This window comes from Pseudomonas sp. UF-293 (assembly GCF_058245595.1).
This window is the reverse complement of record NZ_JBSICA010000005.1, coordinates 66,983-91,765: the sequence shown is the minus strand read 5'-3', so window position 1 is coordinate 91,765 and position 24,783 is coordinate 66,983. Positions and strand designations below refer to the sequence as shown.

Annotated in this window: 24 protein-coding genes and 2 pseudogenes; 11 read left to right on the top strand and 15 right to left on the bottom strand. The window is 58.8% G+C overall.

The genetic code is table 11. The features are described 5' to 3' along the window. Positions 1-333, bottom strand: a complete 333-nt coding sequence (locus tag AC4IHP_RS08260; protein WP_460118558.1) for a carboxymuconolactone decarboxylase family protein — start codon at positions 331-333, stop codon at positions 1-3. Positions 334-343: 10 nt separating this feature from the next. Next, complete coding sequence (locus AC4IHP_RS08255) at positions 344-1,780, bottom strand: NAD-dependent succinate-semialdehyde dehydrogenase (protein WP_490831423.1); 1,437 nt, start codon at positions 1,778-1,780, stop codon at positions 344-346. A gap of 210 nt (positions 1,781-1,990) precedes the next feature. Between AC4IHP_RS08255 and AC4IHP_RS08250 the strand changes: the two genes are divergently transcribed. Beyond that, positions 1,991-2,917 carry a LysR family transcriptional regulator gene (locus AC4IHP_RS08250; RefSeq protein WP_490831422.1) on the top strand — a complete coding sequence of 309 codons (927 nt, stop codon included), beginning with the start codon at positions 1,991-1,993 and terminating at the stop codon, positions 2,915-2,917. A 70-nt stretch (positions 2,918-2,987) separates the two neighbouring features. Here AC4IHP_RS08250 and AC4IHP_RS08245 read toward each other — a convergent pair whose 3' ends face one another. Together AC4IHP_RS08245 and AC4IHP_RS08240 are read right to left on the bottom strand one after the other, a co-directional pair. Next, positions 2,988-3,239: a DUF2790 domain-containing protein gene (locus AC4IHP_RS08245; protein ID WP_039758903.1), complete on the bottom strand. Its 252-nt coding sequence runs from the start codon at positions 3,237-3,239 to the stop codon at positions 2,988-2,990. Between the two features lie 193 nt (positions 3,240-3,432). After that, a complete protein-coding gene (locus AC4IHP_RS08240) occupies positions 3,433-4,128 on the bottom strand; it encodes a glutathione S-transferase (RefSeq protein ID WP_490831421.1) in 696 nt (231 codons plus the stop codon). A 142-nt stretch (positions 4,129-4,270) separates the two neighbouring features. Here AC4IHP_RS08240 and AC4IHP_RS08235 point away from each other — a divergent pair, with 142 nt between their 5' ends. Next, complete coding sequence (locus AC4IHP_RS08235; RefSeq protein WP_460118568.1) at positions 4,271-4,846, top strand: TetR/AcrR family transcriptional regulator; 576 nt, start codon at positions 4,271-4,273, stop codon at positions 4,844-4,846. Here the strand turns inward: AC4IHP_RS08235 and AC4IHP_RS08230 are convergent. Together AC4IHP_RS08230 and tspO are read right to left on the bottom strand one after the other, a co-directional pair. Beyond that, positions 4,804-5,787, bottom strand: a complete 984-nt coding sequence (locus AC4IHP_RS08230) for an alpha/beta hydrolase fold domain-containing protein (protein WP_490831420.1) — start codon at positions 5,785-5,787, stop codon at positions 4,804-4,806. The genes AC4IHP_RS08235 and AC4IHP_RS08230 overlap by 43 nt on opposite strands. Further along, on the bottom strand, positions 5,784-6,227 hold the full coding sequence (tspO, locus tag AC4IHP_RS08225; protein WP_039758892.1) for a tryptophan-rich sensory protein TspO: 444 nt from the start codon (positions 6,225-6,227) through the stop codon (positions 5,784-5,786). Before tspO ends, AC4IHP_RS08230 begins: the two co-directional genes overlap by 4 nt. 162 nt (positions 6,228-6,389) lie before the next feature. On the opposite strand from tspO, the gene AC4IHP_RS08220 reads away from it, so the two are divergent. Next, positions 6,390-6,626: a DUF6555 family protein gene (locus tag AC4IHP_RS08220; protein WP_016774354.1), complete on the top strand. Its 237-nt coding sequence runs from the start codon at positions 6,390-6,392 to the stop codon at positions 6,624-6,626. Positions 6,627-6,668: 42 nt separating this feature from the next. Here the strand turns inward: AC4IHP_RS08220 and AC4IHP_RS08215 are convergent, their stop codons facing one another. Together AC4IHP_RS08215 and AC4IHP_RS08210 are read right to left on the bottom strand one after the other, a co-directional pair. Then, positions 6,669-7,580: a magnesium transporter CorA family protein gene (locus AC4IHP_RS08215; RefSeq protein ID WP_490831419.1), complete on the bottom strand. Its 912-nt coding sequence runs from the start codon at positions 7,578-7,580 to the stop codon at positions 6,669-6,671. Positions 7,581-7,583: 3 nt separating this feature from the next. Continuing rightward, positions 7,584-9,163: pseudogene (locus AC4IHP_RS08210) on the bottom strand (RimK family ATP-grasp domain-containing protein). Positions 9,164-9,257: 94 nt separating this feature from the next. On the opposite strand from AC4IHP_RS08210, the gene AC4IHP_RS08205 reads away from it, so the two are divergent. Then, complete coding sequence (locus AC4IHP_RS08205) at positions 9,258-10,352, top strand: GNAT family N-acetyltransferase/peptidase C39 family protein (RefSeq protein ID WP_490831418.1); 1,095 nt, start codon at positions 9,258-9,260, stop codon at positions 10,350-10,352. A gap of 10 nt (positions 10,353-10,362) precedes the next feature. On the opposite strand, the gene AC4IHP_RS08200 is transcribed toward AC4IHP_RS08205, so the two are convergent. Beyond that, positions 10,363-11,934, bottom strand: a complete 1,572-nt coding sequence (locus tag AC4IHP_RS08200) for a sensor domain-containing diguanylate cyclase (RefSeq protein ID WP_490831417.1) — start codon at positions 11,932-11,934, stop codon at positions 10,363-10,365. A 161-nt stretch (positions 11,935-12,095) separates the two neighbouring features. Here AC4IHP_RS08200 and AC4IHP_RS08195 point away from each other — a divergent pair, with 161 nt between their 5' ends. Continuing rightward, entirely contained in the window at positions 12,096-12,527 is a 432-nt protein-coding gene (locus AC4IHP_RS08195) for a DNA methylase (RefSeq protein ID WP_460118580.1), read from the top strand. A 21-nt stretch (positions 12,528-12,548) separates the two neighbouring features. Here AC4IHP_RS08195 and AC4IHP_RS08190 read toward each other — a convergent pair whose 3' ends face one another. The 4 genes from AC4IHP_RS08190 to AC4IHP_RS08175 form a co-directional block, all read right to left on the bottom strand. Further along, positions 12,549-12,689 (bottom strand): hypothetical protein, encoded by a 141-nt coding sequence (locus AC4IHP_RS08190; RefSeq protein ID WP_460118582.1) that lies wholly within the window; start codon positions 12,687-12,689, stop codon positions 12,549-12,551. A 12-nt stretch (positions 12,690-12,701) separates the two neighbouring features. Further along, positions 12,702-12,998 (bottom strand): hypothetical protein, encoded by a 297-nt coding sequence (locus tag AC4IHP_RS08185; protein ID WP_460118584.1) that lies wholly within the window; start codon positions 12,996-12,998, stop codon positions 12,702-12,704. 52 nt (positions 12,999-13,050) lie between these two features. After that, positions 13,051-13,932 (bottom strand): manganese catalase family protein, encoded by an 882-nt coding sequence (locus AC4IHP_RS08180; protein WP_460118586.1) that lies wholly within the window; start codon positions 13,930-13,932, stop codon positions 13,051-13,053. Between the two features lie 281 nt (positions 13,933-14,213). Further along, positions 14,214-15,752 carry a methyltransferase regulatory domain-containing protein gene (locus AC4IHP_RS08175; RefSeq protein ID WP_490831416.1) on the bottom strand — a complete coding sequence of 513 codons (1,539 nt, stop codon included), beginning with the start codon at positions 15,750-15,752 and terminating at the stop codon, positions 14,214-14,216. 334 nt (positions 15,753-16,086) lie between these two features. On the opposite strand from AC4IHP_RS08175, the gene AC4IHP_RS08170 reads away from it, so the two are divergent. Then, a complete protein-coding gene (locus tag AC4IHP_RS08170; RefSeq protein ID WP_490831415.1) occupies positions 16,087-18,006 on the top strand; it encodes a tyrosine-protein phosphatase in 1,920 nt (639 codons plus the stop codon). Between the two features lie 36 nt (positions 18,007-18,042). Here the strand turns inward: AC4IHP_RS08170 and AC4IHP_RS08165 are convergent, their stop codons facing one another. Continuing rightward, entirely contained in the window at positions 18,043-19,170 is a 1,128-nt protein-coding gene (locus AC4IHP_RS08165; protein ID WP_460118591.1) for a mechanosensitive ion channel family protein, read from the bottom strand. A gap of 165 nt (positions 19,171-19,335) precedes the next feature. Next, positions 19,336-20,319, bottom strand: coding sequence for an AraC family transcriptional regulator (locus AC4IHP_RS08160; protein ID WP_490831414.1), 984 nt, complete (start codon positions 20,317-20,319; stop codon positions 19,336-19,338). 365 nt (positions 20,320-20,684) lie between these two features. On the opposite strand from AC4IHP_RS08160, the gene AC4IHP_RS08155 reads away from it, so the two are divergent. The 5 genes and pseudogenes from AC4IHP_RS08155 to AC4IHP_RS08135 all read left to right on the top strand — a co-directional run bounded on the left by AC4IHP_RS08155 (position 20,685) and on the right by AC4IHP_RS08135 (position 24,688). Beyond that, positions 20,685-21,083, top strand: a complete 399-nt coding sequence (locus AC4IHP_RS08155) for a hypothetical protein (RefSeq protein WP_490831413.1) — start codon at positions 20,685-20,687, stop codon at positions 21,081-21,083. 357 nt (positions 21,084-21,440) lie between these two features. Next, complete coding sequence (locus AC4IHP_RS08150; protein WP_490831412.1) at positions 21,441-22,181, top strand: methyltransferase domain-containing protein; 741 nt, start codon at positions 21,441-21,443, stop codon at positions 22,179-22,181. A 538-nt stretch (positions 22,182-22,719) separates the two neighbouring features. Next, a pseudogene (locus tag AC4IHP_RS08145) lies at positions 22,720-22,857 on the top strand (DUF7660 family protein); the annotation flags it as partial. Between the two features lie 153 nt (positions 22,858-23,010). After that, the gene (locus tag AC4IHP_RS08140; protein ID WP_490831411.1) at positions 23,011-24,114 is read left to right on the top strand and encodes a tetratricopeptide repeat protein; all 1,104 of its coding nucleotides are present in this window, start codon (positions 23,011-23,013) and stop codon (positions 24,112-24,114) included. Between the two features lie 118 nt (positions 24,115-24,232). After that, positions 24,233-24,688 carry a hypothetical protein gene (locus AC4IHP_RS08135; RefSeq protein ID WP_490831410.1) on the top strand — a complete coding sequence of 152 codons (456 nt, stop codon included), beginning with the start codon at positions 24,233-24,235 and terminating at the stop codon, positions 24,686-24,688. Positions 24,689-24,783: the final 95 nt, after the last annotated feature.

The window sequence follows — 24,783 nt, the reverse complement described above, 5'->3', positions numbered from 1 at the left end:
TCAGCGTTGCTCCGTGTCGGCAAGGGTGGCATTGGCGATGGCCGAGGCCGTGATGGCGCCCGGGAAACCGACGTAAAAGGCCAGGTGAGTGATCGCCGCCGACAACTCTTCATGGCTCACGCCATTGCTGACGGCGCGGCGCAGGTGCGCGGGTAATTCTTCGCAGTGGCCGCCGGCAATCAGCGCAGCGACAGTGATCAGACTGCGCTCGCGGGGTGACAAGGCGGGGTCATTCCAGATCTGCGGGTACAGCGTTGAGTCAACGAATTGCGCCAGTTTCGGGGTGAAGGCGCGGGCGGCTTCGCGTGGGCTGCTGAAATCGATAGTCGACATGGAAATCCCCTTAAACCTGGCTGATGAATTTGTTGGTGAGGTAGTGCTCGATGCCTTCGATGCCGCCTTCGGAACCGTGGCCGCTTTCCTTCATGCCGCCGAACGGCAACTCAGTGGCGACGATGCGGTACTGGTTGATGCCGATCATTCCGGCTTCCAGGCCATCGGCGACGTCGATCGCGGTGCGCGCATTGGAAGTGAACGCGTAGGCCGAAAGGCCATAGGGCAGGCGGTTGGCTTCTTGCAGCCCGTCGCTCAGTTCATCGAAAGGCATCAGTATCGCGATGGGGCCAAAGGGTTCTTCGTGCATGATTCGCGCACTCATCGGCACATCGGCCAATACGGTGGGCTGAAAGAAGAAGCCTGCGCCCGGCAACGCTTCGCCACCGGCCAGCACCCGCGCGCCTTTCTCGACGGCGTCGGCGATCAGTTGCTCCATCTTCGCCAGTTGCCGTGGGTTGGCCAGAGGGCCGACCTGGGTTTGCGGGTCCATGCCATCGCCGATTTTCAACGCCTGGGTGGCCGCGACGAAGTGCTCGACGAACTCGGCATAGGCCTCGCGCTGGATCAGGAAACGAGTCGAGGAAATGCACACTTGGCCGGTGCCGCGAAAGCGATTGGCGACGCCTTCCACAGCAGCCTTTTCGATGTCGGCGTCGGCAAACACCAGAACCGGGCCGTGGCCACCCAGTTCCAGGGTGATCGGCTTGACGCCTTCGGCAGCGCGGGCCGACAACAGCCGACCGATTGGCACCGAACCGGTGAACGTCACTTTGCGAATGATCGGTGAGGCAATCAGATGGCTTGAAACTTGATCCGGCACGCCGAACACCACTTGCAGCACGCCTTTCGGCAGGCCGGCATCGTCCAGCGCCCGGGCCAGGGAGAGGGCGGTGGAAGGGCTTTCCTCGCCGGGCTTGAGCACCACGCTGCAACCGGCGGCCAGTGCAGCCGAGAGCTTGCGCGCCGGGGTGATGGCCGGGAAATTCCACGGTGTGAACGCTGCGACGGGGCCGATGGCTTGGCGTTTGACCAGTTGCAGTACACCCGGACGATTGGCCGGTACGACACGGCCGTCGATGCGTCGTGCGCTTTCGGCGAACCACTCGAAATATTCCGCCGCACGGGTCACTTCATCGAGGCTTTCGCGCAGTGGCTTGCCTTCTTCCAGCGTCATTTGCGCAGCGATGTGCGGGGCGCGTTCGAGGATCAGGTCGGCGGCGCGCTTGAGGATTTTTGCGCGCTGGTCCGGCACGGTCTGGCGCCATTGGTCGAAGCTCAGTCGGGCCACTTCGAGGGCGTGATCCAGGTCTTCGGCGGTGGCCAGTGGCACCCGGCCGATTTCCTCGCCGGTCGCCGGGTTGACCACCGCAGCGGTCGCGCGGTCTTGGGCGGTGAGCCATTGACCACCGATGAAGAGATAGAGCGGATCGTAAGGAGTGTTCATGGATGTCGCCTTCATGGTTGAGGATTCATTCGGCGCCTTGTACGCAGTGGTTCAGGCGTCCCGTGGAATCCAGTCTATGGAAGGCGCGCCGTTTGATTTAGCCGGCCGCGAGGGAATCATTGTTGTCCCAGAAGGTAATATCGAGCGCAGGAGCGAGCGTGTAGCATCCGACGTATCCGCAGTGAGTGGCAGGTCTACAGGACGATCAGGATGGACAAACTTTCAAACATGTCGGTGTACATCAAGGTAGTCGAGATGGGCAGTTTCACTGCCGTGGCCAACCATCTCGACTCCACCGTCGGTAACGTATCGCGTGCGGTCTCGGCGTTGGAAAACGTGCTCGACACCCGCCTGTTGCAACGCTCGACCCGGCGTCTCTCGGTGACCGACGCGGGCCGGCGGTTTTATGAACGCTGCGTGAAGATTCTCGCTGAGCTGGAAAGCGCCGAAGCCGAGGCGAGCAATGCCGCCTTGCAACCACGAGGGACGTTACGCGTGCACTGCGTGCCCGGACTGGCCCGGCAATTGGTGACCGGCGCGGTGTTGGAATATCGCCAGGCGTTCCCCGATGTGACGGTCGATTTGATGCTCTCCCAACGCATGCCCAATCTGCTTGAGGATCAGTTGGACGTGTCCATTCTGATCGCGCGAACGCTGCCGGATTCGGCGTATGTCAGCCAAAAGATCGGCGTCAGTCACTGCGTGCTGGTGGCCTCCCCGCAATACCTGGCGCGGCATGGAGCACCCGAAACGCCGGAGCAGCTTTGCGATCATCAATGCCTGCTGCTCGGTACCGTGGATTACGTGCGCGATGAATGGCAGCTCAAAAGCAAGGCGGGCGACGCGACGTTCATCCCGAGCGGGCCGAGTTTCAGCGTGAACGATATGGACGCAATGGCCGTGGCCATTCGCGAAGGGGCGGGGATTGGTCTGTTGGCAGGCTTCACGGCGATCGACGATTTGCGTGCCGGCAGGCTGGTACGGGTACTGCCTGATTACCACACCTACGAGCGCAATGTTTATGCGGTCTACACATCTCGCCAGTTTGTCGATGCGAAGATCACGCGATTCATCGATACCTTGAAAAGTCGGGTCGGCGCGCAGTTGGCGAGCACTGCTCAAGCGCTTGTCGATTGAAGCGGTAAAAGCATTTGCGTCTCAGCGAGCCAACTCTGAGACGCAATGGGTGTGCGAGGTATTGGCCTGATCAACCGTTGCTGCAGCCGCTGCCCATGACCTCGTATTGCAGGATGTGCTGTTTGCCCTGGGAATCCTGATAAGTCATGTGCACCGGCACTACGGCGCAGACATCCGGCACGGGATCTTCCGAGATGATTTTGGCGACGTCGAGGTGACTGGCGTAGGTGTATTGCTCGACGGGAGGCGTGGTAGTCGAGTCCTGAGCCATGACCACCGAGCTGAAGCCGAAGAGTGCGAGGACGAGCATTGAGACTTTCATGGGTATTTTCCTTTGCTGAAGTTGAGTGTGCTGCTGGAACGAACTCTATGCGGCGGCTGGCGGGGGAAACAGGCGCGGATCGGGTAAAGACTGTTTACGGTTTGAGCCACAATCGGCATGGGGTGAACGATCGCGCAGGGTTCAGCGCAAACAAAAAAGGCGCCGGTGAGGGCGCCTTTTTTTGGTCTTGGTTTTACGGTTCGCCGCGCTCAACCATCGCGCGCCACTGCTGCACACTCGGACGTTGCTGCATGCGCGCGTGCCATTCGCGCAGTGCCGTGCAGTCTTCCGGGACTTCCAGCTCAACCAGCGCCGAGAAGATCATGCCGCCCAATACGGCGATATCGGCCATGGAAAAACTCGCGCCGGCCACGAACGGCTGATGACGCAGCAAGTTGTCGAAATAGCGCATGCCGCGCACAGCCTTTTCCCGCATGCGCATGCCCCATTCGGCGTTCTGGTACAGCTCCACTTCCGGGCCAAGTCCCGGGGTTGCATGGTGGAAATACACGCTGACGGCATCGAGAAATTCGATCTCGGCACGTTTGGTCATCATGTGGATACGTCCTTGCTCAACCGGTGTGCGGCCGGTGAGCAGGGGGTTGCCGTCGAGGACGTCCAGGTATTGCGTGATGGCCGTGCATTCGGCGAGCAGCGTGCCGTCTTCCAGCTCCAGCACTGGTAGCGTTCCGGAGTAGTTCAAGCGCAAGAACTCGGGGTTCTTGTGTTCGCCTTTCCACAGATTTACCGAGACGAATTCGGTGCGCGCCAAGAGCGATTTTTCCGCCAGGGCGATGCGTACGCGGGCCGGGTAGGGGCCGTTGTACCAGTCGTAGATTTTCAAGGCGCAAATGGATTGAGCATCGTTGTGAGTAGAGGTAGCGGTCATTTCAGTTGTCCCTGCCTGTCAGTTGGTAGGCAAAGATTGCGACCAGAATTTATTGCTGTCAATCCCCTACCTGCCAATTGGCAGGTAAATCTTTCGCGGGTACAATCCGCCCCATTGATCGATGGCCATCGAGGACACAGACATGAGCGTGAACGCACGCGAAGCGATTCTGGAAGCCGCCAAAACAGCGGCGCAGACCCACGGCTACAACGGCATCAACTTCCGTAGCATCGGCGAAGTGGTGGGCATCAAGAACGCCAGCATCTACTACCACTTTCCCAGCAAGGCCGACCTCGGCGCGGCAGTTGCCGAGCGTTACTGGCAAGACGCGGCCAAGGCGCTGGATGACATTCGTGAGGCCAATCCCGAGCCGCAACAATCCCTGAAGTTGTACCCGTCGATCTTTCGCACCTCGCTGGAAAACGGCAATCGGCTGTGCCTGGTCAGCTTCATGGCTGCCGAATACCAGGATCTGCCAGACCCGGTGAAGGACCAGGTGAAGAAGTTCGCAGAGGTCAATATCGGGTGGCTGACCCAGGTGTTGATCGCTGCTGGATCTGCCGACGAAGACAGCTGCAAGGCGCGGGCGCGGGCGATTTACGCGGCGGTGGCTGGCGCGCAGTTGATTGCGCGCAGCCGAGGGGATATTGCGTTGTTTGATGAGTTGATCGGCAGCTACGAAAGTGCCGGGCTGATTTCGGCGGACTTCACTGAGTAGCTCGCCACTCGTGCCGAAATCCACTGCCTGCTGTAAGCCAGCACATGTTCAGCAGTGGCCGTGGGGAAGTGAATGAAGCCATGCGGACACTCTGGCAGCACGTACATCTCCACCGGCGCCGCGTGTTGCCAGCGCTCAGCGATGAGCCGCGTGTCATCCAGCAGCGGATCGAGCTCACCGGCAAACAGCAACGCTTGGGGCAGCCCGCTGAAATCGCCATGCAGCGGCGACAGCGGTGGCTGGCGGCGTTGTTCGTCGCTGATATCCGGCGTCAGCAGGCGCAACGCTTCGACCATGCCGGGGCCGTCGAGCACCAGCGTATCGGCTGGCGCGGTGCGCACGCTGGGTGTGCCGGTCAGGTCGTAGACGCCGTAATACAGCAGGGCGCCGCAGATCCGTTGCAGCACTTCGGGCGAAGATTTGAGCGCGAGCAGGGTGGCCGCCGCCAGATGCCCGCCAGCCGATTCACCGACGACGACTGCGGGCAGCCCGGCAAATTCAGCATCGTTCAAGATGCCGCGAGTGGCCCGTAGACAGTCTTCCAGCAAGCCCTCGATTGGCGTCGACACGGCCAGCCGATAATCCACCGACACCACCGCCACGTCGCAAGTGTTGACGATGGCGATGTTGAAGTTGTCGTTCATCTGCGCATTGCCGATTACCCAGCCGCCGCCGTGGAAATCCAGTACCACGCCTCTGGCTTTGCCCTTGGGGCGAATGATGCGCACGGGCACCGTATCGATGATCTTCCGCTCGGCGGTCAGCCCATGTTGGTGCAGCTTGCCAGCGCCGCCGATCTGACCCGCCCGCAGCAATGCCTGAATCAGCCGTGGGGTGACTCGATTGCGCACCTTGAAGCGCGGCAGCCAGGCGAGCTTTTTGTTGAACGCGCGAATCTGCGCCAGTTCGCGCTCGCCTTGCGGCCATGGAAAATCGCTCACAGGCGATTCTTCATCAGGATCGAGCAGTTCAGCGCCAGCGCAACACACAGCCACGCCAGATACGGGAACAGAATCAGTCCGGTGACCACGTCCAGTTGCAGCGCGAGCACGACCATCACCGCGACCACCACCCACAGCACCGCCAGAATCACCAGCGCCGCCAGCACCTGATGCGCACCGAAGAACACCGGCGTCCACAGCGTGTTCAGGGCGATTTGCGCGGCCCACAAGGCCAGCACCGTTTGGCTGCCGGGGATCAGGCTCAGGCGATAACCGGCCCAGGCCAGCAGCAGGTAGATAATCGTCCAGGCCACAGGAAAGGCCCAGTTGGGCGGGGTGAAAGAGGGTTTGGTCAGCGATTCGTACCACGGGCCCGGTTTGAACATCACGCCAGTGGTTGCCGCCGCCGCGCAGGCCAAAAGGAATATGAAAAAGGTCATTGCCAGTCCTTAGCTGTGATCAGCTGTTATGGAGAGTTAAGAAGAGGACGCTTCGCTGCGCAAAAAGTTTGTTTGCAAACGCAAAATGGCAGTCGGGTTGAACTAAAAGCTGACCGTCGCGTCAGGATAAACACTGCCTTTTCCCCCGACGCGGACGACATCATGTACACCTATCACATCGAATACCGTTTCAACGGCGAGCCTCGTACTTATCTGCTCGAACTCAAGGAAGCGCAACTGGCCGAGCACGACGCGGCGATGCATCTGCTGGAACTGCATCTGGGCGACGCCGAAAACAGCCTGGTCATGCCCACGGCGGATTCGACGCCAGAACAGATTCTCGAGCAGGCCGAGCGGGTAGGGATTACACATATCCGGGTGGTCAGCCGCACCAATTGACCCTCGCATGCGGCGCAGGCGTTAGGAGAATATGCTCTGGATTCAGGCCATGCGCCGCAATACCAGCACCATCCCCGCGCCCACGAGGCCCATGCAGGCGATCAGCACGGGAAAGGACATCCACCATGGAACGCCGGACGTCATCATGCTGAACTCCGACATGCCACCGATGCCGGCGATCAGGTTCAAGGGAAGGAATACGACGTTGATCAGTGTCAGCTTGCGCAACGCCCGGTTCATGCTGTTGTTGGCAAGATTACCGTGGGATTCTATGAGGTTGGCGAACACCTTGGCGTGAATTCTGGCTTGCTGGAAGCTTTGTTCGTTTTCCACGATCAGATCGTTCAGCGCAGCCAGTTGACCGTCGCTGAAGCCCTGACGCTGACCGTGGTTGCGCAGCAGCGTCAACACCGCTCCGTTACTTTGGATCGCATTGACGTAGTAGACGAGGCTTTCGCTCAGGTTGTACATCTGCGCCAATTGCTGATTGTCCATCGCCCGGGTGAACTGCTGCTGAATCTCCCGCGCGATCTGTTTGACCACGCGCAAATGCCCGAGATAGTGGTGAACGCTTTCAGCGAGTAACGCCATCAGCACGTCCAGCGGCCCGGTCATTTGCGCATCGTGCTCCAGCCCCGAAAGCAGCGAGTTGCTCGCACAAATGACCACCAGGCGTTTTTCGCTCAGCACCACTCCGAAGGACGAAACGTTGAATGCGCGCCCGTCGAAGCTTTCCGGGCGCTTCCAGATCATAAACAGGTGATCAGGCTTGACCTCGATGCGGGCCACTTCGTCAGGGTCCAGCGACGACTCTATCGCTTGTGGGCCAATGCCCAGGCGTCTGTGCAGATGCAGTTGCTCGGCTGCGTCCGGGGCGACACACAGCCAGACAGTCGCCTGTTCTCCAGATGTCCTGTGCAGGGCACCGCAATCAATGCTATAGCCTTCAATCATTGCTCACCACGCTTGGCCACGGTGTTTGAGCTCGAGCCTTGCGTGAACGCTTGCAGCACGCGCCGATAGAGTTCGTCGCCCAGCACCGCGTCTTCGATGCCCGCATCGAGGTTGGGGTTGTCGTTCACTTCGATGACCAGGACCCGATCACCCGCCTGTTTGAGGTCGACGCCGTAGAGGCCGTCGCCGATCAGCCGCGCCGTCTGCACGGCGAGCTGCACGACTGCGGGCGGGGCTTGCTCGACGGGCACCGCCTCGCACATCCCGTTGATCTCGCCGGGCAGCGCTTTATGGTTGTAAATCTGCCAATGCCCTTTGGACATGAAGTACCTGCAGGCATACAGCGCCTCGCCATTGAGCACGCCGACGCGCCAGTCGTATTCGGTGTAGCAATACTCCTGCGCCAGCAGCAGCACCGAGTGTTCGAATAACTCCTGCGCGGCAGTAGCCAGCGCTTGTGCATCGGCGACCTTGATCACACCCCGTGAAAAACAGCCATCGGGGATTTTCAATACCAAGGGAAAACCGAGGCGACGCCCTGCGTTTTCGAGCTCCTGCGGACGATCCTTGTAGAGTATTTCCGTTGCCGGCATGCCCAGCCCGCGACGCTTGAGCAGGTCGGCCAGATAAACCTTGTTGGTGCAGCGCAGGATCGACGACGGATCGTCAATCACCACGAGGCCTTCGCTTTCGGCCTTCTTGGCGAACCGATAGGTGTGATCGTCCACTCGCGTGGTTTCGCGGATGAACAGCGCGTCGAATTCGGCGAGACGCGCGTAATCCTTTTTCTCGATCAGCTCGACATCGATACCCAGCTGTTCGCCCGCAGCGATGAAGCGCTGCAATGCCTCGGGGTTGGACGGCGGCAGGGCTTCGTCAGGATCATGCAGGATGGCCAGGTCGTAGCGGGCCACACGTTTGGAGGCGGGCTGACGCCACGTCCTGCGATTGAACGCATCCAGCGCATCAGCGAAAACATGCTGCTGTTCATCGCGAAGTTTGTGCAGTGCACCGGCCTTGATGCCTGCGATCTGCCAGCTCTCACCACGGCGGAATTCCACCAGCAGGATAGGGCAGGGGAACGCCTCGAACAGTTGACGGCCGATCTCTTGCAGCGGCTCGATCGAGGCCTTGCCAAAGTACAACGACAGCGTGAACGCCTCGGTTTCGCCGTATGGATGGTTGGCCAGCGCCCGCTCCAGGGTGCGTTGCAGATCATTCAGCCCGACCCCGTAAAGCGCTTTGCGCGCCAGCTCGCTAACGGTGCGCACCGAGGGAAAAACCTTGTGCCCGCGCGCCTCGGCGAGCAATGAGCAGTAATAGCCCTGACCGAGGTATTTGTAATTGCGGCAGAGGTTGATGACCTGGGTGCGATGAGGAAAATCATCGCTGTGTTCAAGGTAATCCTGAGCGAGCATCAGGCTCTCGCTGGGCAGGTAATCAGCCCAGTCATCCTTGCGTTCGACCAGTATGAGCAATCGACTTCCCGAGGGTTTGAGACTGGGAGGTTCCTCGCTGAGGGAGATTGTCGAATGCTCGGTTTTGTCTAATACTTCGTTCACGTTGGCTTGCACCGCTGACATGAGTAATGAATCCCTGTTGAAGAAGACGCCGCTTCAATAAATCACGGGCCTCTCGGTCTGTCCCGGTTCGTTACTCAAACTTTACGGTGCGGTCATGTCTTTTGATTTTCGCTTTGCATCCATGGACGATATCGACGATCTGGTCGAATTGGAGCGGGTGTGTTTTACCTTCGACCGGTTGAATCAGCGCAACTTCAGCTGGATGCTCAGCCGAGCCAATGCCGCGCTGATTGTCGTTACCTCGGGCGCAATCCTCTGCGGTTATGCACTGGTGCTTTTTCACCGTGGCACCTCACTTGGACGCCTGTATTCGATTGCCGTCAGCCCTGCGTGGCGCGGACATGAGCTTGGCCAGCGTCTGCTGGAACAGGCCCAGGCCTGTGCATTGGCGCGCAACTGTGCATGGCTGCGGTTGGAGGTGCGCGCTGACAATAGCGCTGCCATCCGCCTCTACGAAGCCAACGGCTACCAGCGCTTTGCCAGCGTCGAGGACTACTACGAGGACCACTGCGAGGCGTTGCGCTACGAAAAACGTATCCTGCGCGAAACACCAGCGCCCGCGCGCCAAGTGCCGTATTACCAGCAGACCACCGAGTTCACCTGCGGCGCCGCGTGTCTGCTGATGGCCATGTCTGCCATCGATCCGACCCGTGCCATGACCCGATCGGAGGAAATCCAGCTGTGGCGCGAGGCAACCACCATTTTCATGACGGCGGGGCACGGTGGCTGTAGTCCTCAGGGTCTGGCATTGGCGGCTTGGCGGCGCGGTTTCGATGTGCGCCTGGAAGTCAGTCACAAGGGCTCGCTTTTTCTTCACGGCGTACGCAGTACGGAGAAGAAGTCGATCATGAAACTGGTCGAGGACGGGTTTGCCCAAGACCTGGCGGCCACGCAAGTTGAGCAGGTGCTGGGGAATTATCTGGAGATCGGCGCTGCGTTGGCGGCCGGATACAAACCGCTGGTGCTGATCAGCAGCTATCGATTCACCCGCTTGAAAGCGCCGCATTGGGTCATCATCACCGGGTGTGACGAGGACTTCGTTTACTTGCACGATCCTGATGTCGATCACAGCAAACTCAAGCGCGGCCTGGACTGCCAGCACTTGCCGGTCAGTCACCAGGAGTTTCTGCGCATGACGGTGTTTGGCGTCCAGCGAGTTCGCGCAGCCGTGATGCTGCGCTCCCGTTGAGCAACGGTGGCTAGGCGCCGAGCACTTCATCGCCGAGACAGTAGCGATCCCTGCCTTGCTGCTTCGCTGCATAAAGCAGCTTGTCAGCCGACTCGATGAGAGTGGCGGGGGTCACTTCATGTTCGGCCGGCTTGCCCACCGCAATACCTGCACTGGCAGTGACGTGACCCTGCGGATGGGCTCTGTGTTCCATCCGCAAGGAGCGAATGGCCTCAAGAATCTCCTCAGCCACAAGCGCCGCCCCGCGAATACCCGTGTTGGGCAGCAGCACGGAAAACTCCTCGCCGCCATAGCGCACGGCGAGATCACCCGGCCGTTTTACCGCTTGCGCGATCGCTTGGCCGACGGCGCTCAGGCAATCATCACCTGCCGCGTGCCCATAGCTGTCGTTGTAGAGTTTGAAGTGATCAACGTCGATCATGATCAATGAAATCGACGACCCCTGTCGTCTGGCCAGGCGTATTTCGTCAACCAAGGCAGTGTCCAGTCGCCGACGATTGGCCAGCCCGGTCAGGCTGTCGGTCAAAGCCATGTCTTTCATGGCCTGGTGTGCCTTGCGCAGATCCTTTTCCATCACCATCCGTTGGCGCAGTTGCCTCAACACAATCAATCCGAAGACTGTGAACGCAGTAATCACCGACATCAGCACGAAGCCGGTTTTGATCAGGTCCCAGCGCCACGGCGCGATGATCGATTCGCGGGAAAGGCCGGTTTCCACCACCAGCGGATAGGTGCTCAAAGCTCTGTAGCCATACAGACGCTGGGTGCCGTCGACGACGGCTCTGACCTCGGCGATGCCTTGATTGGAATAGGGCAGGTAGTTCTTGAAAACCTCACTGTCGGCGAGGCTCTGACCGATTACCGAGGCGATGAAGGGACGACGTACAAGAATCGTTCCGTTGCGCAACGCCAGTACCAGCGCACCCTTGTCGTCGATCTTGAAATCGCCGTAATAGTCGACGAAATAACTGACCTTGATCGTCCCCAGCAGCACGCCGGCGAAGGAGCCGTCCGGGTTGTTCAAGCGGCGGGAAATCGGGATGATCAGGTCGTCGGTGGATTTGCTCTTGACGACATCACCGATACGCACATTTCGATCGGTGTTGGCGCGGTGATATTGGAAGTAGTCGCGGTCGGCGTTGTTCGCAGGGTCCGGGATCATTTCCTTGTCGGTGACGATCCATTTGCCGTCCGGGCCGTAGATAAACAGCCCATGCAACTGCGGCATCAATTTGGCCTGCTGTACCAGCAAGTTGTGGATGCGCGGCACGTCGATGTTCTGCAAGCCGTCACCTTCGACGCGCTCGCCCAGGGCGGCGGTCAGTACATCGACCTGGCGGATGGCGTCTTCGGCGTGCTGCGCAGTAGCCCGCGCGAGGTTGGTGACCGAATCACGCGCCGACGAGAAGGCTGCATGATAGTCACGCCAGGTTCGCCATCCCTCCACGCCGAGAAACGCCAGAATGACCGTCAGCATGAAGATGACTGTCAGGCGGAAAGCGGCGATCTCGCTGGCAGCTTTGATGGGAGCGGTTTCTGCGGCGTCATGCCCCTTGGTTTTGGGCATCTTGCGACCGAGCATTTGAAGGTCCTTATGCTTGTCATCTCTCGCATCTCTGAAAGATGACCATCCATTTCCACTGGCGATTCAATTTATTGCCCCGGTCAGGCGGCGGTCATTGGATCGTTCAAAGCCGTGCCGGGTCAACATCTGTAACTGCAGCGCGCTTTGAGGTGAGACTTGTGAGTGAAATCATCACCGCCCGAGACTTGAACATCGACCTGCAAAACGCCAGCGAACCCGGCCTGTTCAAATGGCTGCTGGCCAGTTTTCTGATGGGCAAAAGAATTCAGGGCGCCATCGCCGCCAAGGCGTATCAAGTCATAGTAGAGCAGCATCACAAAGACACCCCGCAAAAGCTTGCGCAGTGTACGCACCGTCAACTGGTGTCGATGCTGGGGCAGGCACGTTACGTGCGCTATGACGAGAGCACGGCGTCGCGATTACTCGCTTTGGCCAACAAGCTCAACAGCGAGTACGCCGGTAAGGTCACTAATATCGTGGCGGCGAGCGCGGATCGTAAGGCGCTGGAGAAGCGCCTGTCCGAGTTCGAGGGGATAGGGCCGATGACCGTTGAGATCTTCATGAGGGAAGCGGCTGGTGTGTTGTTTTGAATGTGCAGCAGCAACACAGGCTCACATAGCAATAAATTGTCCCGCCAGCTCGCTCATCATGATCAGCGTTCCGCCGGCGAATATCGCGCAGCCCAGCAGAAACTGGAGGCCGGGTGCGATGATCGGCCTAGAGGACCAACCGGGATTTTTAAGCGTTCTCATGTCGCGCTCCTCTTACCGATGAAAACGTTCGTCGATTGAACGGTTGCGCGCCGCCAATGCGCGCCTGGCAACTACTGGCATCGTGGGCAAGGCGTCGTCGACGGCTGAATGTTCGTCCGCTGGCGGGACGGCAGTCTCCTCAGCGAAATTATTCGGCAGCAGGGTGCCCAGGCCAAAAACATTCACCGCCATGCTGACCTTCAATCCTCGACAGGCCTGTTTGCAGTCCAGCTCAAAACCGGCGTATGCGTGCTCCATCAAACGTTGAAAATGTTCAGAGGTCAGTGCCAGGACTTTGCTGCTTTTCATGTTGTTCACCTTGAGCGAGTGGCGACCCCGGTCCGGGGCCGCCGGACTGGGTTCAGACATCTTTGCCTTGCACATAACCGGAGCCCAGATCAGCACCGGTCACCGGTTCGCTGAGTGGGTCGGAGGCCGTGCGGATCTTCATCGCCTCAAGCACTTGTTGGTCTTCGGCCGGAAGGCTGACGGTCGCCAGACCATCGCCGCCGTCGACCGCAGGCTCTGGGTTTTCCACGTACTCCCACGCACCGCCTTCGTTCCACGGCCCACGAACGTTGGGCTCGCCAGACATGTTGAAGTACTTATTGGTGAACTCCGGCATCCCCGGCAGTTTGCCCTGCGGGAAGTTCGGCTGGATCGAATGCAGGGCTTTTTCGAAGGACTGTTGATGGGCGATTTCCCGCGTCATCAAAAAGCCAAGCGCCTCTTTCACGCCCGGATCGTCGGTGATGTTGATCAAGCGTTCGTAGAGGATTTTTGCCCGTGCTTCGGCGGCAATGTTGGAGCGGAAGTCGGCGGTAGGCTCGGTGATCGAGTCAACGTAAGCCGCCGTCCACGGCACCCCGGCCGAATTGACCAGCGGCGCGCCGGCACCATAGAGCAGGCTGGTGATGTGCGAGTCATTGCCGGCGCCATTCAACGCGCGGTACAGCTCGCCTTCCTCTTGCACGCCCTCGGCAAGTTGACCCTTGGCACCCCTGTTGAGCATGACGATGATCGAGCCGACCACCTCCAGGTGACTCAACTCTTCGGTGGCAATGTCCAGCAGAAGGTCTTTTCGCCCCGGATCTTCTTCAGCCAAGGCTTGGGTGAAATAGCGCGCTGCCGCCGCCAGCTCGCCATTGGCGCCGCCGAACTGTTCCAACAGCAGATTGGCCAGACCCGGGTTGGGCTCGGCCACGCGAACGGTGTACTGAAGTCGCTTGTTATGTATGAACATTCAAATTTTCCTCAGACCAGGCTATCGCGCTTTTGCCCTGATGGGCGTTAGCGCATGCATAGTTTGTGAGGAGGGCGCGCAGCGGAAATTTCGTTTTTTGCAGAGTGGCAGGACGGGCGGCAGAGGGCGGAAAGTTCCGAAAACAGGACGGCTGGCTTAACCCCGTTCTACGACCATTGTGGGAGCGAGCCTGCTCGCGAATGCGGAGCGTCAGTCACCGATTTGGCGGCTGACCCGGCTCTTTCGCGAGCAGGCACGCTCCCACATGGGTTCGTTTGCAATCAAGCGATTTTAAGCGCCTTGAGCACAGGCAGCGTTTGTTGGGCGAACACCTGCGCCTGTGTGGTCAGTGCGGCGATATTGGCTTCTGCCGTGAGCAGTGGTTGGCCATTGTCGACCAGCACTTCACCTTGTTCGCTGATCACACCCCAGGCCAGTTGCGCCCACTCGGCCGGGTGCTGTTTGCCTTGCTTGATCGAGATCAGGAACAGCTGCTGGAAGCGGCTGACCGTCACGCCACCACCGGTGACCGGGCTGGCCAGGGTCTGGATATTGGCGCCGTACAGCGAACGTTTGCACAGTTGCAGATTGAGCGCGGCGCAGCGACCGCTGACCTGCGACTCGGCGGCCTCGCTCTGGCACGGAGCGACCGCGCCCATACCGATCAGCACGGCCAGGGCTTGTTCGAGGTCGTCGTAAGCCATCGCAGTCTCGGAGAGCAATTGGCGCATGGATTTGGCCGCATAATTCTGCGCCGCCAAGGCATCGAACACCGGGCCGTAGATTTCCGCTTGCAGGGTCGCTTCGCCGGCAGGGCCGGTGACCGAGCCCGCGACGGTTTCCCAGGGTTGCAGCAACGCGAAACGGCTGTGCAGCATCCTCGCCCGGCGTTCGGCAGCGGACAGGCGCGTCGCGCCACGTACGTACAGGTCGCGGCGGAAGTGCTGGTTGACGAAATAGTCCCGCGCTTGCTCACGCATGATCGGGTGTTCGATGGTTTCCAGAAAGTCCATGCCTTCGGCGCTCAGGTTGAGCGGGTCGACCGAATCCAGCGGCACTGCGGTGGTGGCGTAGTCGAGTTTGGCTGGGGCCAGCGCATCGACCATGTCGGAGAAGTACATGCAGTTCCAGTCGCGATTGAAATATTCGTGGGCGACGTAGTGACGATCCTGGCCCTTGATGCTCTGCAGCCGCGCGCCGAGGCTCGGCGCCGCAGCGGCATACTTCGGATTGGCCGCGAGCAGCGCTTCGGAAAACTGCAGCGCTGCGTCAATACGCCCATCGGAGCGCGCCGAGGCATTGGCAAAGCGATCGTGCAGACTGAACAGGTTGCGCAGCGGCGCCGACGGCGACCATCCGGGGAAGCAGTTGTAGCTGACGTAGAGCATGCCGCCCGGTTTCAGGTGACGGCGGGCGAATTCGACGATCAGCTTCTGATTGTCGCGGCTGACCCAGGTCCAGATACCGTGCAGGCTGATGCTGTCGAACTGCGGCAAATCATTGCGCGCCAGCAGCTGTTCGAAACTGTCGTCATACAGACGCGCGCCATTGTTGGCGGCGTTGGCGAGGTCGACGGCATGGGCGGCCATACCCGGATGGAAATCCGTGCCGACAAACGAGCCCGGGTTGGCGGTGGCGTGGATGTTGATCGACACGCCCTGACCGAAGCCCAGTTCGCAGTGCACGCCATCGCTGCTGTCCAGCGTGGCGAAACCGCGCAACAACAGGCAGTAACGCAGGAACACCGGATTGATCTCCCGGCTATAGCTGTAGGTGTAGCCTTCGTCGGTGAAATAACCTTCGTTCCAGGCGTTGCTCATGGGTACAGCCTCTTGTTATCGGGAGTGATGGCAGTCTTATAAGGGGTAGTCATTGCGTGCGACAAATTGAAAAAACGGATACTTCCCCAAGCCCTGTGGCAGCGAGCCTGCTCGCGAAAGCTTTTTTTCAGTTTGAATATAATCGGCTGACACAGCGCTTTCATGAGCCGGATCGCTCCCACAAGGATCCTCACCAATTTCGAGATTTGTGGACCAATCACGCACCCCACGGCCCATTCGCGCAGGCATTTTGTCGCGCCCTGAAACTGTCATATTCCTTCCCGCTCGCCTGCCCATAGTGACCAGCCCAACGCTGATTTCATGAGGCTGCACTGTGTTCCAACGTCTTCTGTGTTCGCTGTCCGTTCTGAGTCTGTCCATTGCCGCTGCCCACGGGGCCGAGCCTGTCACCCTCGACACGCCGCGCTTGTTCGGCATCGACAACTTTCGCGACATTGCCGGCACCACCACCGCGTACTCCACCGCCCACGACGGCGTTATGCGCAGCGGCGTGTTCTACCGCTCCAACGCATTGACGCCGTCGGTGGCGGACCTGGCGACACTCAATGGCCTCGGCATCAAAGCGATCTACGACTTGCGCACCCCGAGCGAAATCGCCGCCACGCCCGACACCATGATCAGCGGCGCGGCCTATCGCAATATCGACATTATCGGCAGCACCACGTCCGGTTCGAACATCACCAACATCTCGTTCCGCAGCGCCGCCGAGGCCGTGGCGATGATGGAAGAGACCAACCGCGCTTTCGTCAGCGATGCCGGCATGCGCGGGCAATTCGGCCAGTTGTTCAATGAGCTGGCCAGTGTCGACGCCGCGCAGTTGTTCCACTGCACCGCCGGCAAGGACCGCACCGGCTGGACCGCCGCCGTGTTGCAGAGCATCGCTGGCGTCGATGAGGCGACGATCATGGCCAATTATCTGGCGACCAACGACTACACCGCCGCCCGTGTCGCCGCTACCTTGAAAGCCTTGCCGCCGAGCATGGCCGCTGTCTACGAGCCGCTGCTCGGGGTCCAGGCCAGTTACTTGCAGGCCGGTCTCGACCAGGTCGCTGCCGAGTACGGCAGCATGGACAACTACCTCAAGCAGGGCCTCGGTATGTCCCAGGAAACCATTTACGTGCTGCGCGGCAAGCTGGTCGAGTACAACAGCTTGCCGGGGCAGGCCAGGCTGATCGGCAATGCCGCCGCTGGTGCCGAATTGCTGCGGCAGTTGCAGAACTCCGAGCTGTCCGGCACCTACAGTGCCTACAACTATTACCTGCAATCGGCGATCGACGCCGGCAGCCTGGGCGGTGTCGAATCGCAGGTCGGCGGGCAGGTTCACGCCGATGCGGCCAGCTACCTGCTGCGGCAGAACGCGATGATCGAACAAGCCGCCGCAGCGTTCGCCAGCGGTAGCGATTTGAAGGTCGGCCAATACCGCCTCTGGAGCACCGCGCTCGCCAGCTACGTCGGCACCGACGGCTCAGCCCACGCCGACAGCAGCAACGAGCACAGCCAAGGCCTGATGCTCGGCATCACCCAGCGCTTCAACGAACAACTCAGCGCACGCGGCGGCTTTGGCTACAGCAAGGGCAGAGTGGGCGGCGCGGGAGGCGAGGCCAATACTGACTTCACCTTCCTCAACCTCGGTGCGCGTTACGGCCTCACCAGCCTTGAGCGCGGCATGTTTGTCGATGCCAACGCCAGCGCCGGATACGTCGACTACGACAGCAAACGCGAGCTTGGCGGTGGTCTCGGCACTGCCAAGGGCGACACTCACGGCAATCTCACTGGCGCGACCGTGGCGTTGGGTTATCGCCTCCCGCTCAGCAGCGTGATTGTCGAACCGAGCCTGGGCTTTCGCGTCAGTCATCTCGACTTGCAAGGTTTCAAAGAGAAGGGCAGTGAACTGGCGCTCGACGTCGATGGCATCGAGCAGACCCGCCGTAGCGCAGTTGCCAATCTCGACGTGTCATTCGCCCCTGTGGTGTTGGGTGCGTGGCAGTTGGTCCCGGGCGTTCGCTTGGGCTATGAACGTGCGCTCGGCGATCAGCAAGTCGGCAGCGAAGGCCACCTGCTGGGGCTGGATATCGAGCAGCGCGCGGCGTTCGACAACCGCGATCAGTTCAGCGGCGGCGTCAACTTGATGGCCAACCTCGGCGCCCTGAGTGTGGGCGCTGAGGTCGGGGCCAACGGTGGCGGTGACAGCCATGGTTTCAATGGCGGACTGAAAGCCAGTTACGCGTTTTGAACACAGCGAGCCCGGCAGGTTGCCGGGCTCTTCAGTTCAAGCATGCTGCGCACGCGACGGTTGCTGCGTGCGGGCCGGCTGTGTGGTGGGTTCGGGCAGCGAGGCGACATGCACGGTGCGCGCCGGAAAGGCGAACGTCGCGTCCAGTTCGGCCACCGCTTCCATGATTGCCAGATTGATGCGTTGCTGCACGTCCATGTAGACGTTGTAGCTGGCGTCCAGCACGATGTACACCGTTTCGAATTCCAGCGCACTTTCACCAAAACTGCGGAAATGGCAGCGGTCGAAGCGCGCCTGTTTTTCGTTCTTGATGATGCTTTCAACGCGTTGAGTGATCTGGCGGATCTGTTCGCTGGTGCACTCGTAAGTCAGACGAAATTCGAACACCACTCGACGCTCCTGCAAGCGTTTGTAGTTCTGAATGGTGCTGCCGATCATGTCGGCGTTGGCCATGACAATCTGCTCACCGCCAAGACTGCGGATGCGCGTGGTCTTCAGGCCGACGTGCTCGACCGTACCGGCCAGCGTGCCGACGACGATGAAATCGCCCACCTCAAACGGCTTGTCGACGGCAATCGACAGCGAGGCGAACACGTCGCCGAGAATGTTCTGCACCGCCAGCGCCACCGCGATACCGCCGACACCCAGGCTGGCGACGAACGCAGTGATGTTGACGCCCAGGTTCGACAGCATCGCCAGCAGAATAACCGCCCACAGCAACACCTTGACGCCCCACAGGCTCAGGGTCGCCAGGGCGCTCGCCTGAAAAGTGCCGGTGGCGTTATGCCGCGAGAAATACCGATGCAGCCCCAGCGCCAGCGCGCAGTTGGTCCACAGGCCGACCTGCAACGCCGCCACTACGAACCATAAACTGCTGACCCGCCCGAGCCAGCGCTCCGGCAAATCCAGCAAACCAATGCCGACCAGAATCGACGCCAACAGCAGCAACGTGGTACTGGTCGCCGCCAGCACCTCGCTGGCCATGTAGGTCAGATGCCCATTGCCGGCGCTGGCCCGCGCCTGCACTTTGCGGAAAACGAAACGGATCGCCGTGGTGGTCAGCAGATAACTGAGCGTCGCGGCGAGAAACGCCAGTACCCAGTTCGCCAGTGAAATGCCTAAAATCGTGTGTGTCGTGAAAAAGCCGATGAAATCCTCGGTCATGGAAACCCCCTTGCGAAGCCTGCACCGACAAGCGCAGAAACGCACCGCCGGTCGCAGCCAGGTAAACGCCGCCTGAATCGGCTGTGCCGTCAAACGACCTGTCTGGGTTAGTCGCCCTGAGATTCCTGCTGTTCAATCAAATGCAGCATTCGCCAGACCGAATGGTCAACGCCTGGCCTTCAACTCCGCTGGACTTACGCCGTAAGCACTCTGAAAATACTGACAAAAGCGCCCGACATTGCTGAAGCCGAAACGCAACGCCAGCTCCGTCACAGAGGCTGCATGCCCGCGCACCAACGCCTCATAAGCGCGCTGCAAACGCACCTGCCGCTGATACGCCACGATCGACATCCCGACAAAGCGCCGAAAACCTTCCTGCAACGCGCGCTGGCTGACATGGCTCAACCGCGCCAGATCCACGCCACTGACCAACTGTTGCGGATGCGCCTGAATAAACTCCATCGCCACCTTCACATGTCGCGGCGCCACACACGGCGCAGGCCCCCGTAATGCCTGGGTGAAGTTGTGCGGCCACGCCTCCAGCACCGCATCGATCAACATCTCGCGCAACCGTGACGGCATCAGCGTGCCGCTGTTGATCAAGGCATCGAACTCAGTGCCCGTGGCCAGATCGATCAACGCCTTGAGGCCCTGAAATGCCGGGGTATTCAGATCCACGGTTGGCTCAAACACGATCTTCTGCACGACCGGTTTCTCCAGCAGCGCCGACAACCGCTCGGTGAGTTGTTGACGGTTGATTGAAATCCCGTGGTGCGCGTGATCATCAACAAAGCGCATCGAACGGATATCCGCCTTGTCGATTGCCAGACCGATGTGCGCCATGCCAATGGATTCAGTGACGTGATTGAAAACGATCTTGCCGGCGGTGGGGATGACGAAGGTGATTTCGTTCTGCGGATCGGGGAGGGCGACGCTGAAGTCGCCGTGGTAATGCATACGCCGAAAACTCACCCCGTCGTGCCGCCCGTAGACCCCGCCGATGATGATGTTGGAGGGCGGCGGCGGAGTATCGGCGTAGCGGTTGCCGAAGAGCCTGGAAAACAGGGCGCCGAAGTCGCAAGAGGTGAGGTTGTCGGAGCGCAGGATGATCTTTTGGCGGGGTGGGGAGTTGACGGTGATGGGCGGCATTTTGGAATGCGGGCTCTTGGGGCGACGGAAGGGATGAAGATTAGGAAATTGGCGTGACTTTCTGGTGACAAGGCTTTGGAGCATCGTCGGCGCGGCTTGGGAATCCTACGGTGAGCATCGCAAAAAAATTGCCAATTCAGAGCCATCACTACATGGTCAAGTTAAATGGTGTGCGAGTTCGAAACATGGAATAGCGGCGACGCTACCAAACTAATTAGGACTGTGTCCGAATGCTTTACAGTTTGGGGAGATATAGCTGGGAGTGCTATTGGCTTTATAGTGATCGAATATATTGTCGATGATTTCCTTATCTATTATCAGTTCGACACTTTAATTGCATTCCCATACGCGAAAGGGTGATAGTTATGAAAAATCTTATTTTTTGTGCGGTTGCCATTCTACTTATGATTGGCTGCGCTTCGTCCGGTAATCAAGCTGCACTCGACGCCCATGCGGACGCACCGGCGACCGCAAAGCAGCTAACGAGCAGCGAAATAAAAACTGCGGTCATAGGCCGAAAACATTCCAGCGTAACGTCCACTGGCTATCCTTTTTCTCAAGTATTAAGCGCTGACGGAACTGCACAAATTAAGATATCAAGCGAGTCCATGCAAACGGGGAGCTGGGTTGTCACAGAAGATGTGATCTGCATTACCTATCAAAAGTACGGCAAGGAATGCAGCAGGGTTTTGAGTGACGGGTCTGCAATTTGGTTTGTTGATAATGTGACGAATAAAACCAATAACAAGTTTATTGCCAATTGAAGAAGAGATCATTTAGGCGATTTGTTCTCCTGGACATCGGACGATGCTCAACGGCAAGGGTTCGGTTGGCGTCGTTACGGACGCTACGAGCGCACGGACGATCAACTGCAACGCGCGGTTGGCATCCTTTTATTTCCGGTGAACGCTTCGCCGCTGCAGACGTTTATGTTGGCTCCCACATTGGCTGGGGGTTAGGCTTGCAAACCTTACCGCCCAGGCCTGCGTTTCTCGCCTATGCCCAGAAGTTGACCACCCGCGACGCCTGCAAACGTGCGGTGGCAAAGATGAAGCGCTGTCGGGGGGCCAGATGACTGATGTGCCTGCCATGATTTTTCGGAAAACTCAGGGAATTTGATAATGCCGCTCAACCGACTCGACTTCACCACACGTTTGCTGATTGACGCGGGCATCGGCAAAGGAATGCGGATCCTCGACGTAGGCTGCGGTTCGGGTGATGTTTCTTTGCTGCTGTGTGATCTAGTGGAAAACGGGGAAGTCATCGGAGTTGATCACGACGCCGCTGCCATTGCCGTTGCACGCCAGCGCACCGCAGGACATGCGCTGACCTTTATCGAGGGAGACCTGCAGGAATTGCCAGACTCTATCGGCACTTTTGACGCCATCGTCGGCAGGCGCGTGCTCATGTATCAACGGGATGCGGTGGCGACGATCCGAGCGCTGTCGAAGTGTCTGCGTCCCGGCGGGATTATGGTCTTTCAGGAACACGATACGACGCTGGCGCCTGCCAGCGTCGAGCATTTCCCTTTGCATGAAAGAGCGCAACGCTGGTTACAGCAAATGCTTGCTCGCGAAGGAGCGGATTTGCACATCGGGTTTAACCTGCACGGCATTTTCACCCAGGCAGGCTTGACCGTTGAAAGCGTGCGCGCTGAGTGCCTGATACAAACGCCTGATACGCCCTACAGCCTTGGCGCCATCATTCGAGCATGCTTGCCGCGAATCATTGCGTTAGGTGTGGCCAGTGCAGAAGAGGTAGAAATTGAAACGTTGCAGGCGCGTCTGGATCAAGAGCGTTCAGCCTCTTCGGGCATCTACGTCGGCGATGTGATGTTTGGGAGTTGGGCTCGGAAAAATTGACTTCGGTCTTTTTTATCTGACACGAAGAGTGGCAGCCGGCCAAAAGCGGATCGCCCAAAAGACGCCCTCGGGGCAAAAAGGTCTTATCAGTGAAAATCCAGGCGAGAGTACATGGCACTTTGTAAAGGCGATCTCATAAAGCTGATCAGCGCCGATCAATCAAAAGTAATTTATACAGATTGGATAAACTCTCGAGGCCCGACACCGGGAGATATCGCTTTAGTTGAAGAGGTTTTTAGCTCAGAGGGTGGGCAGAACGTTCTGCTTCTGTGCGAGGGTCGCCCCGGATTTTTAGAGTGGCGAACGTGTTTTCATGAGGCAGGTTTGATCTATGAACTCCTTCCTGTCCTCACTTCAGCCCCGTCGCGTCCCTCATAAAATGAAGTTGACTGGTTTTCCTTCTGCGTAGCAGCATCACTGTAATCTCTGATTCGCTCATCGCATTTATCGAGGCTCCAGGTTCGGATTTTGCCAGTCAACCCTTGCTTGATAATGCGACGCCATTGAAGCGCGATGAGCTGGCTTTTCGCAGTGGGTAAACGGTTCTGTTGATACATTTCTTGAAGCAGCAGCTGCCTGGGCAACCGCTAGTGCTCGGAGTTCTCCGAGCACTTCAGAAACAAATATATGGCAGCGGTGTGCATCCATTCTGTTAGCTGGCAAATTCTATGAGTGAACCATGAGAGCCGACTCTGCGAACCTGCGGGAGCTCACCGTGTGTACAAGCTCTTTTTGTAGATTTGCCCTTCAGCGAGCATGAAACCTGGCGATAACCTGTCGGGCGACTCGGCCCCGAGCGTTGTCCTCCCAGTCATGAACGGATTGAAAATTGCGCAAGTTCTCGATTGCTCTATGCCTCAGCCTCTTGGCCTTTCTTCTTGTTACCTTCGTGATCGCACTATGGCGAAGCCCTTATGGCCTTCCTGTCTTGATCGCCTCAGCTTATGAGGAGGGTCTGATAGTCAGCCGCAACCCTGGCAAAGCCGCAGACTGGTACTTGAGCGCTGCCGAAAAAGGCGACCCTGTGGCGCAGTACAAGCTCGGCATCATTCAATACTACGGTCGAGGCGTCGAAGTTGATCGACCAAAAGGTATGCAGTGGATAACGGAGTCGGCCAATCAGGGAAACGCGGACGCACAATATTACATGGGGGTTGCAAGCATCGCGGGCGGAGATGTGGCCAGTGATTTTGTCCAAGGTGCACAATGGTTCAGCAAGGCAGCAGAACAAGGTCATACCAAGGCTCAACGACAACTCGCTATCTTTTATCACAAAGGTTACGGCGTTGAGGCTAACGACCAACAGGCCTTCAAATGGGCTAGCAAGGCGGGCGCCCAAGGAGATGCCGAGGCTCTTACGCTATTAGGCACGCTCTATATTTCCGGTCAAGGAATTCCAGCCGACCCTCAACACGCCGTGACATTGTTCAGCCAAGCGGCCAATGCTGGCGATAGCCTTGCATTTGAATTATTGGGAGCGGTCACTTTAGAAGGCACCGGTACCTCGAAAGACGTACCCACCGCATTGCGTTGGTATACCCGTGCCGCCGATCAGGGCCGGGTCAACGCCCAGTATGTCCTCGGTTATCTCTACAGCAGTGGCGGTGATGTACCCGTGAACTATCCACTTGCCAATCACTGGCTGTTGCAGGCAGCCATTCAAGGAAACGCTATGGCGCAGATTGCCCTCGCCGTTCATCTGGATAATGGGCAGGGCGTCCAGCGTAACAAGCTCAAGGCTTGCGGATTGTTGCGCGTGGCGCTCAAACAGGCGTTGCCGAATGATATTGCAGGCCCCATGCGCGAGCAGCTTGAGAAGGAAGAGAAAACACTTTCGCCGCAGCAATTGGCTGAGATATCGGCTCTGGAAAACCTCTATTCAAGCCCGGCGGGTCTCAGTGCACTACAAGGTGATCTGACACGTGAACATTAAGCTGCAATGGTGTCCCGCCTGATATCGCGTTTTCATTTACCATTCGCACGTCGCCTGTTCCGGCGGCGTTCAGCCCAACGGCTGCATTACGAAATTGAAATGGAAGGATTCCCGCGTCATGTCCAATACGTTGTTCCGCACACTGACTTTGTCCAGTCTGTTCGTGCTCGCCAGCTGCACCACTGAAACGCCAACCGCACCGACACCTGTCACTTCCAAAGCCATTGAAGCTTTTATCGACATTTGTCTGAAGACCGCCCCGTCGTTCGCCGGCTCGGCTGAAGCAGCCAAGATGAATGGCATCACCGACCTTGTGGACATGGGCTTCACACGCATCGGCTTCACCGCAGACAAAAATCTTTCCGTGCAACTTTCCGAAAAGGAGTGCGTCGTCGCCACTGATAGTCAGTCGGACGACAGCCTGACCCGGCAATTGCTGAGTGCAGCGCAAACTTATTCGCAAACGCCGGTTGCTGATCGCGTGCCGACGAAGGTGCGAATCCAGGACCACAACTTCATTCTTCAGCATGACCGCAAGGGCGGTGAGACGTATGTACTGTTGAGGAATAAGTGATCAGCGCTTTTACCTGTGCATGAAAAAGCCCGCTTTGCGGGTTTTTTCATGGAGGATTTGCTGAGTGGTGCGGCCCCGCGCGATAGCGATTCAGT

Bases quoted from the DNA above. Each gene is read 5' to 3' on its own strand.
- AC4IHP_RS08245 (WP_039758903.1), bottom strand. From the start codon at position 3,239: ATGAAAGTCTCAATGCTCGTCCTCGCACTCTTCGGCTTCAGCTCGGTG.
- AC4IHP_RS08200 (WP_490831417.1), bottom strand. From the start codon at position 11,934: ATGCTCGGTCGCAAGATGCCCAAAACCAAGGGGCATGACGCCGCAGAA.
- AC4IHP_RS08160 (WP_490831414.1), bottom strand. From the start codon at position 20,319: ATGCCGCCCATCACCGTCAACTCCCCACCCCGCCAAAAGATCATCCTG.
- AC4IHP_RS08180 (WP_460118586.1), bottom strand. From the start codon at position 13,932: ATGTTCATACATAACAAGCGACTTCAGTACACCGTTCGCGTGGCCGAG.
- AC4IHP_RS08215 (WP_490831419.1), bottom strand. From the start codon at position 7,580: ATGATTGAAGGCTATAGCATTGATTGCGGTGCCCTGCACAGGACATCT.
- AC4IHP_RS08175 (WP_490831416.1), bottom strand. From the start codon at position 15,752: ATGAGCAACGCCTGGAACGAAGGTTATTTCACCGACGAAGGCTACACC.
- tspO (WP_039758892.1), bottom strand. From the start codon at position 6,227: ATGACCTTTTTCATATTCCTTTTGGCCTGCGCGGCGGCGGCAACCACT.
- AC4IHP_RS08135 (WP_490831410.1), top strand. From the start codon at position 24,233: ATGTCCAATACGTTGTTCCGCACACTGACTTTGTCCAGTCTGTTCGTG.
- AC4IHP_RS08255 (WP_490831423.1), bottom strand. From the start codon at position 1,780: ATGAACACTCCTTACGATCCGCTCTATCTCTTCATCGGTGGTCAATGG.
- AC4IHP_RS08150 (WP_490831412.1), top strand. From the start codon at position 21,441: ATGCCGCTCAACCGACTCGACTTCACCACACGTTTGCTGATTGACGCG.
- AC4IHP_RS08155 (WP_490831413.1), top strand. From the start codon at position 20,685: ATGAAAAATCTTATTTTTTGTGCGGTTGCCATTCTACTTATGATTGGC.
- AC4IHP_RS08205 (WP_490831418.1), top strand. From the start codon at position 9,258: ATGTCTTTTGATTTTCGCTTTGCATCCATGGACGATATCGACGATCTG.
- AC4IHP_RS08220 (WP_016774354.1), top strand. From the start codon at position 6,390: ATGTACACCTATCACATCGAATACCGTTTCAACGGCGAGCCTCGTACT.
- AC4IHP_RS08240 (WP_490831421.1), bottom strand. From the start codon at position 4,128: ATGACCGCTACCTCTACTCACAACGATGCTCAATCCATTTGCGCCTTG.
- AC4IHP_RS08260 (WP_460118558.1), bottom strand. From the start codon at position 333: ATGTCGACTATCGATTTCAGCAGCCCACGCGAAGCCGCCCGCGCCTTC.
- AC4IHP_RS08190 (WP_460118582.1), bottom strand. From the start codon at position 12,689: ATGAGAACGCTTAAAAATCCCGGTTGGTCCTCTAGGCCGATCATCGCA.
- AC4IHP_RS08165 (WP_460118591.1), bottom strand. From the start codon at position 19,170: ATGACCGAGGATTTCATCGGCTTTTTCACGACACACACGATTTTAGGC.
- AC4IHP_RS08235 (WP_460118568.1), top strand. From the start codon at position 4,271: ATGAGCGTGAACGCACGCGAAGCGATTCTGGAAGCCGCCAAAACAGCG.
- AC4IHP_RS08185 (WP_460118584.1), bottom strand. From the start codon at position 12,998: ATGAAAAGCAGCAAAGTCCTGGCACTGACCTCTGAACATTTTCAACGT.
- AC4IHP_RS08250 (WP_490831422.1), top strand. From the start codon at position 1,991: ATGGACAAACTTTCAAACATGTCGGTGTACATCAAGGTAGTCGAGATG.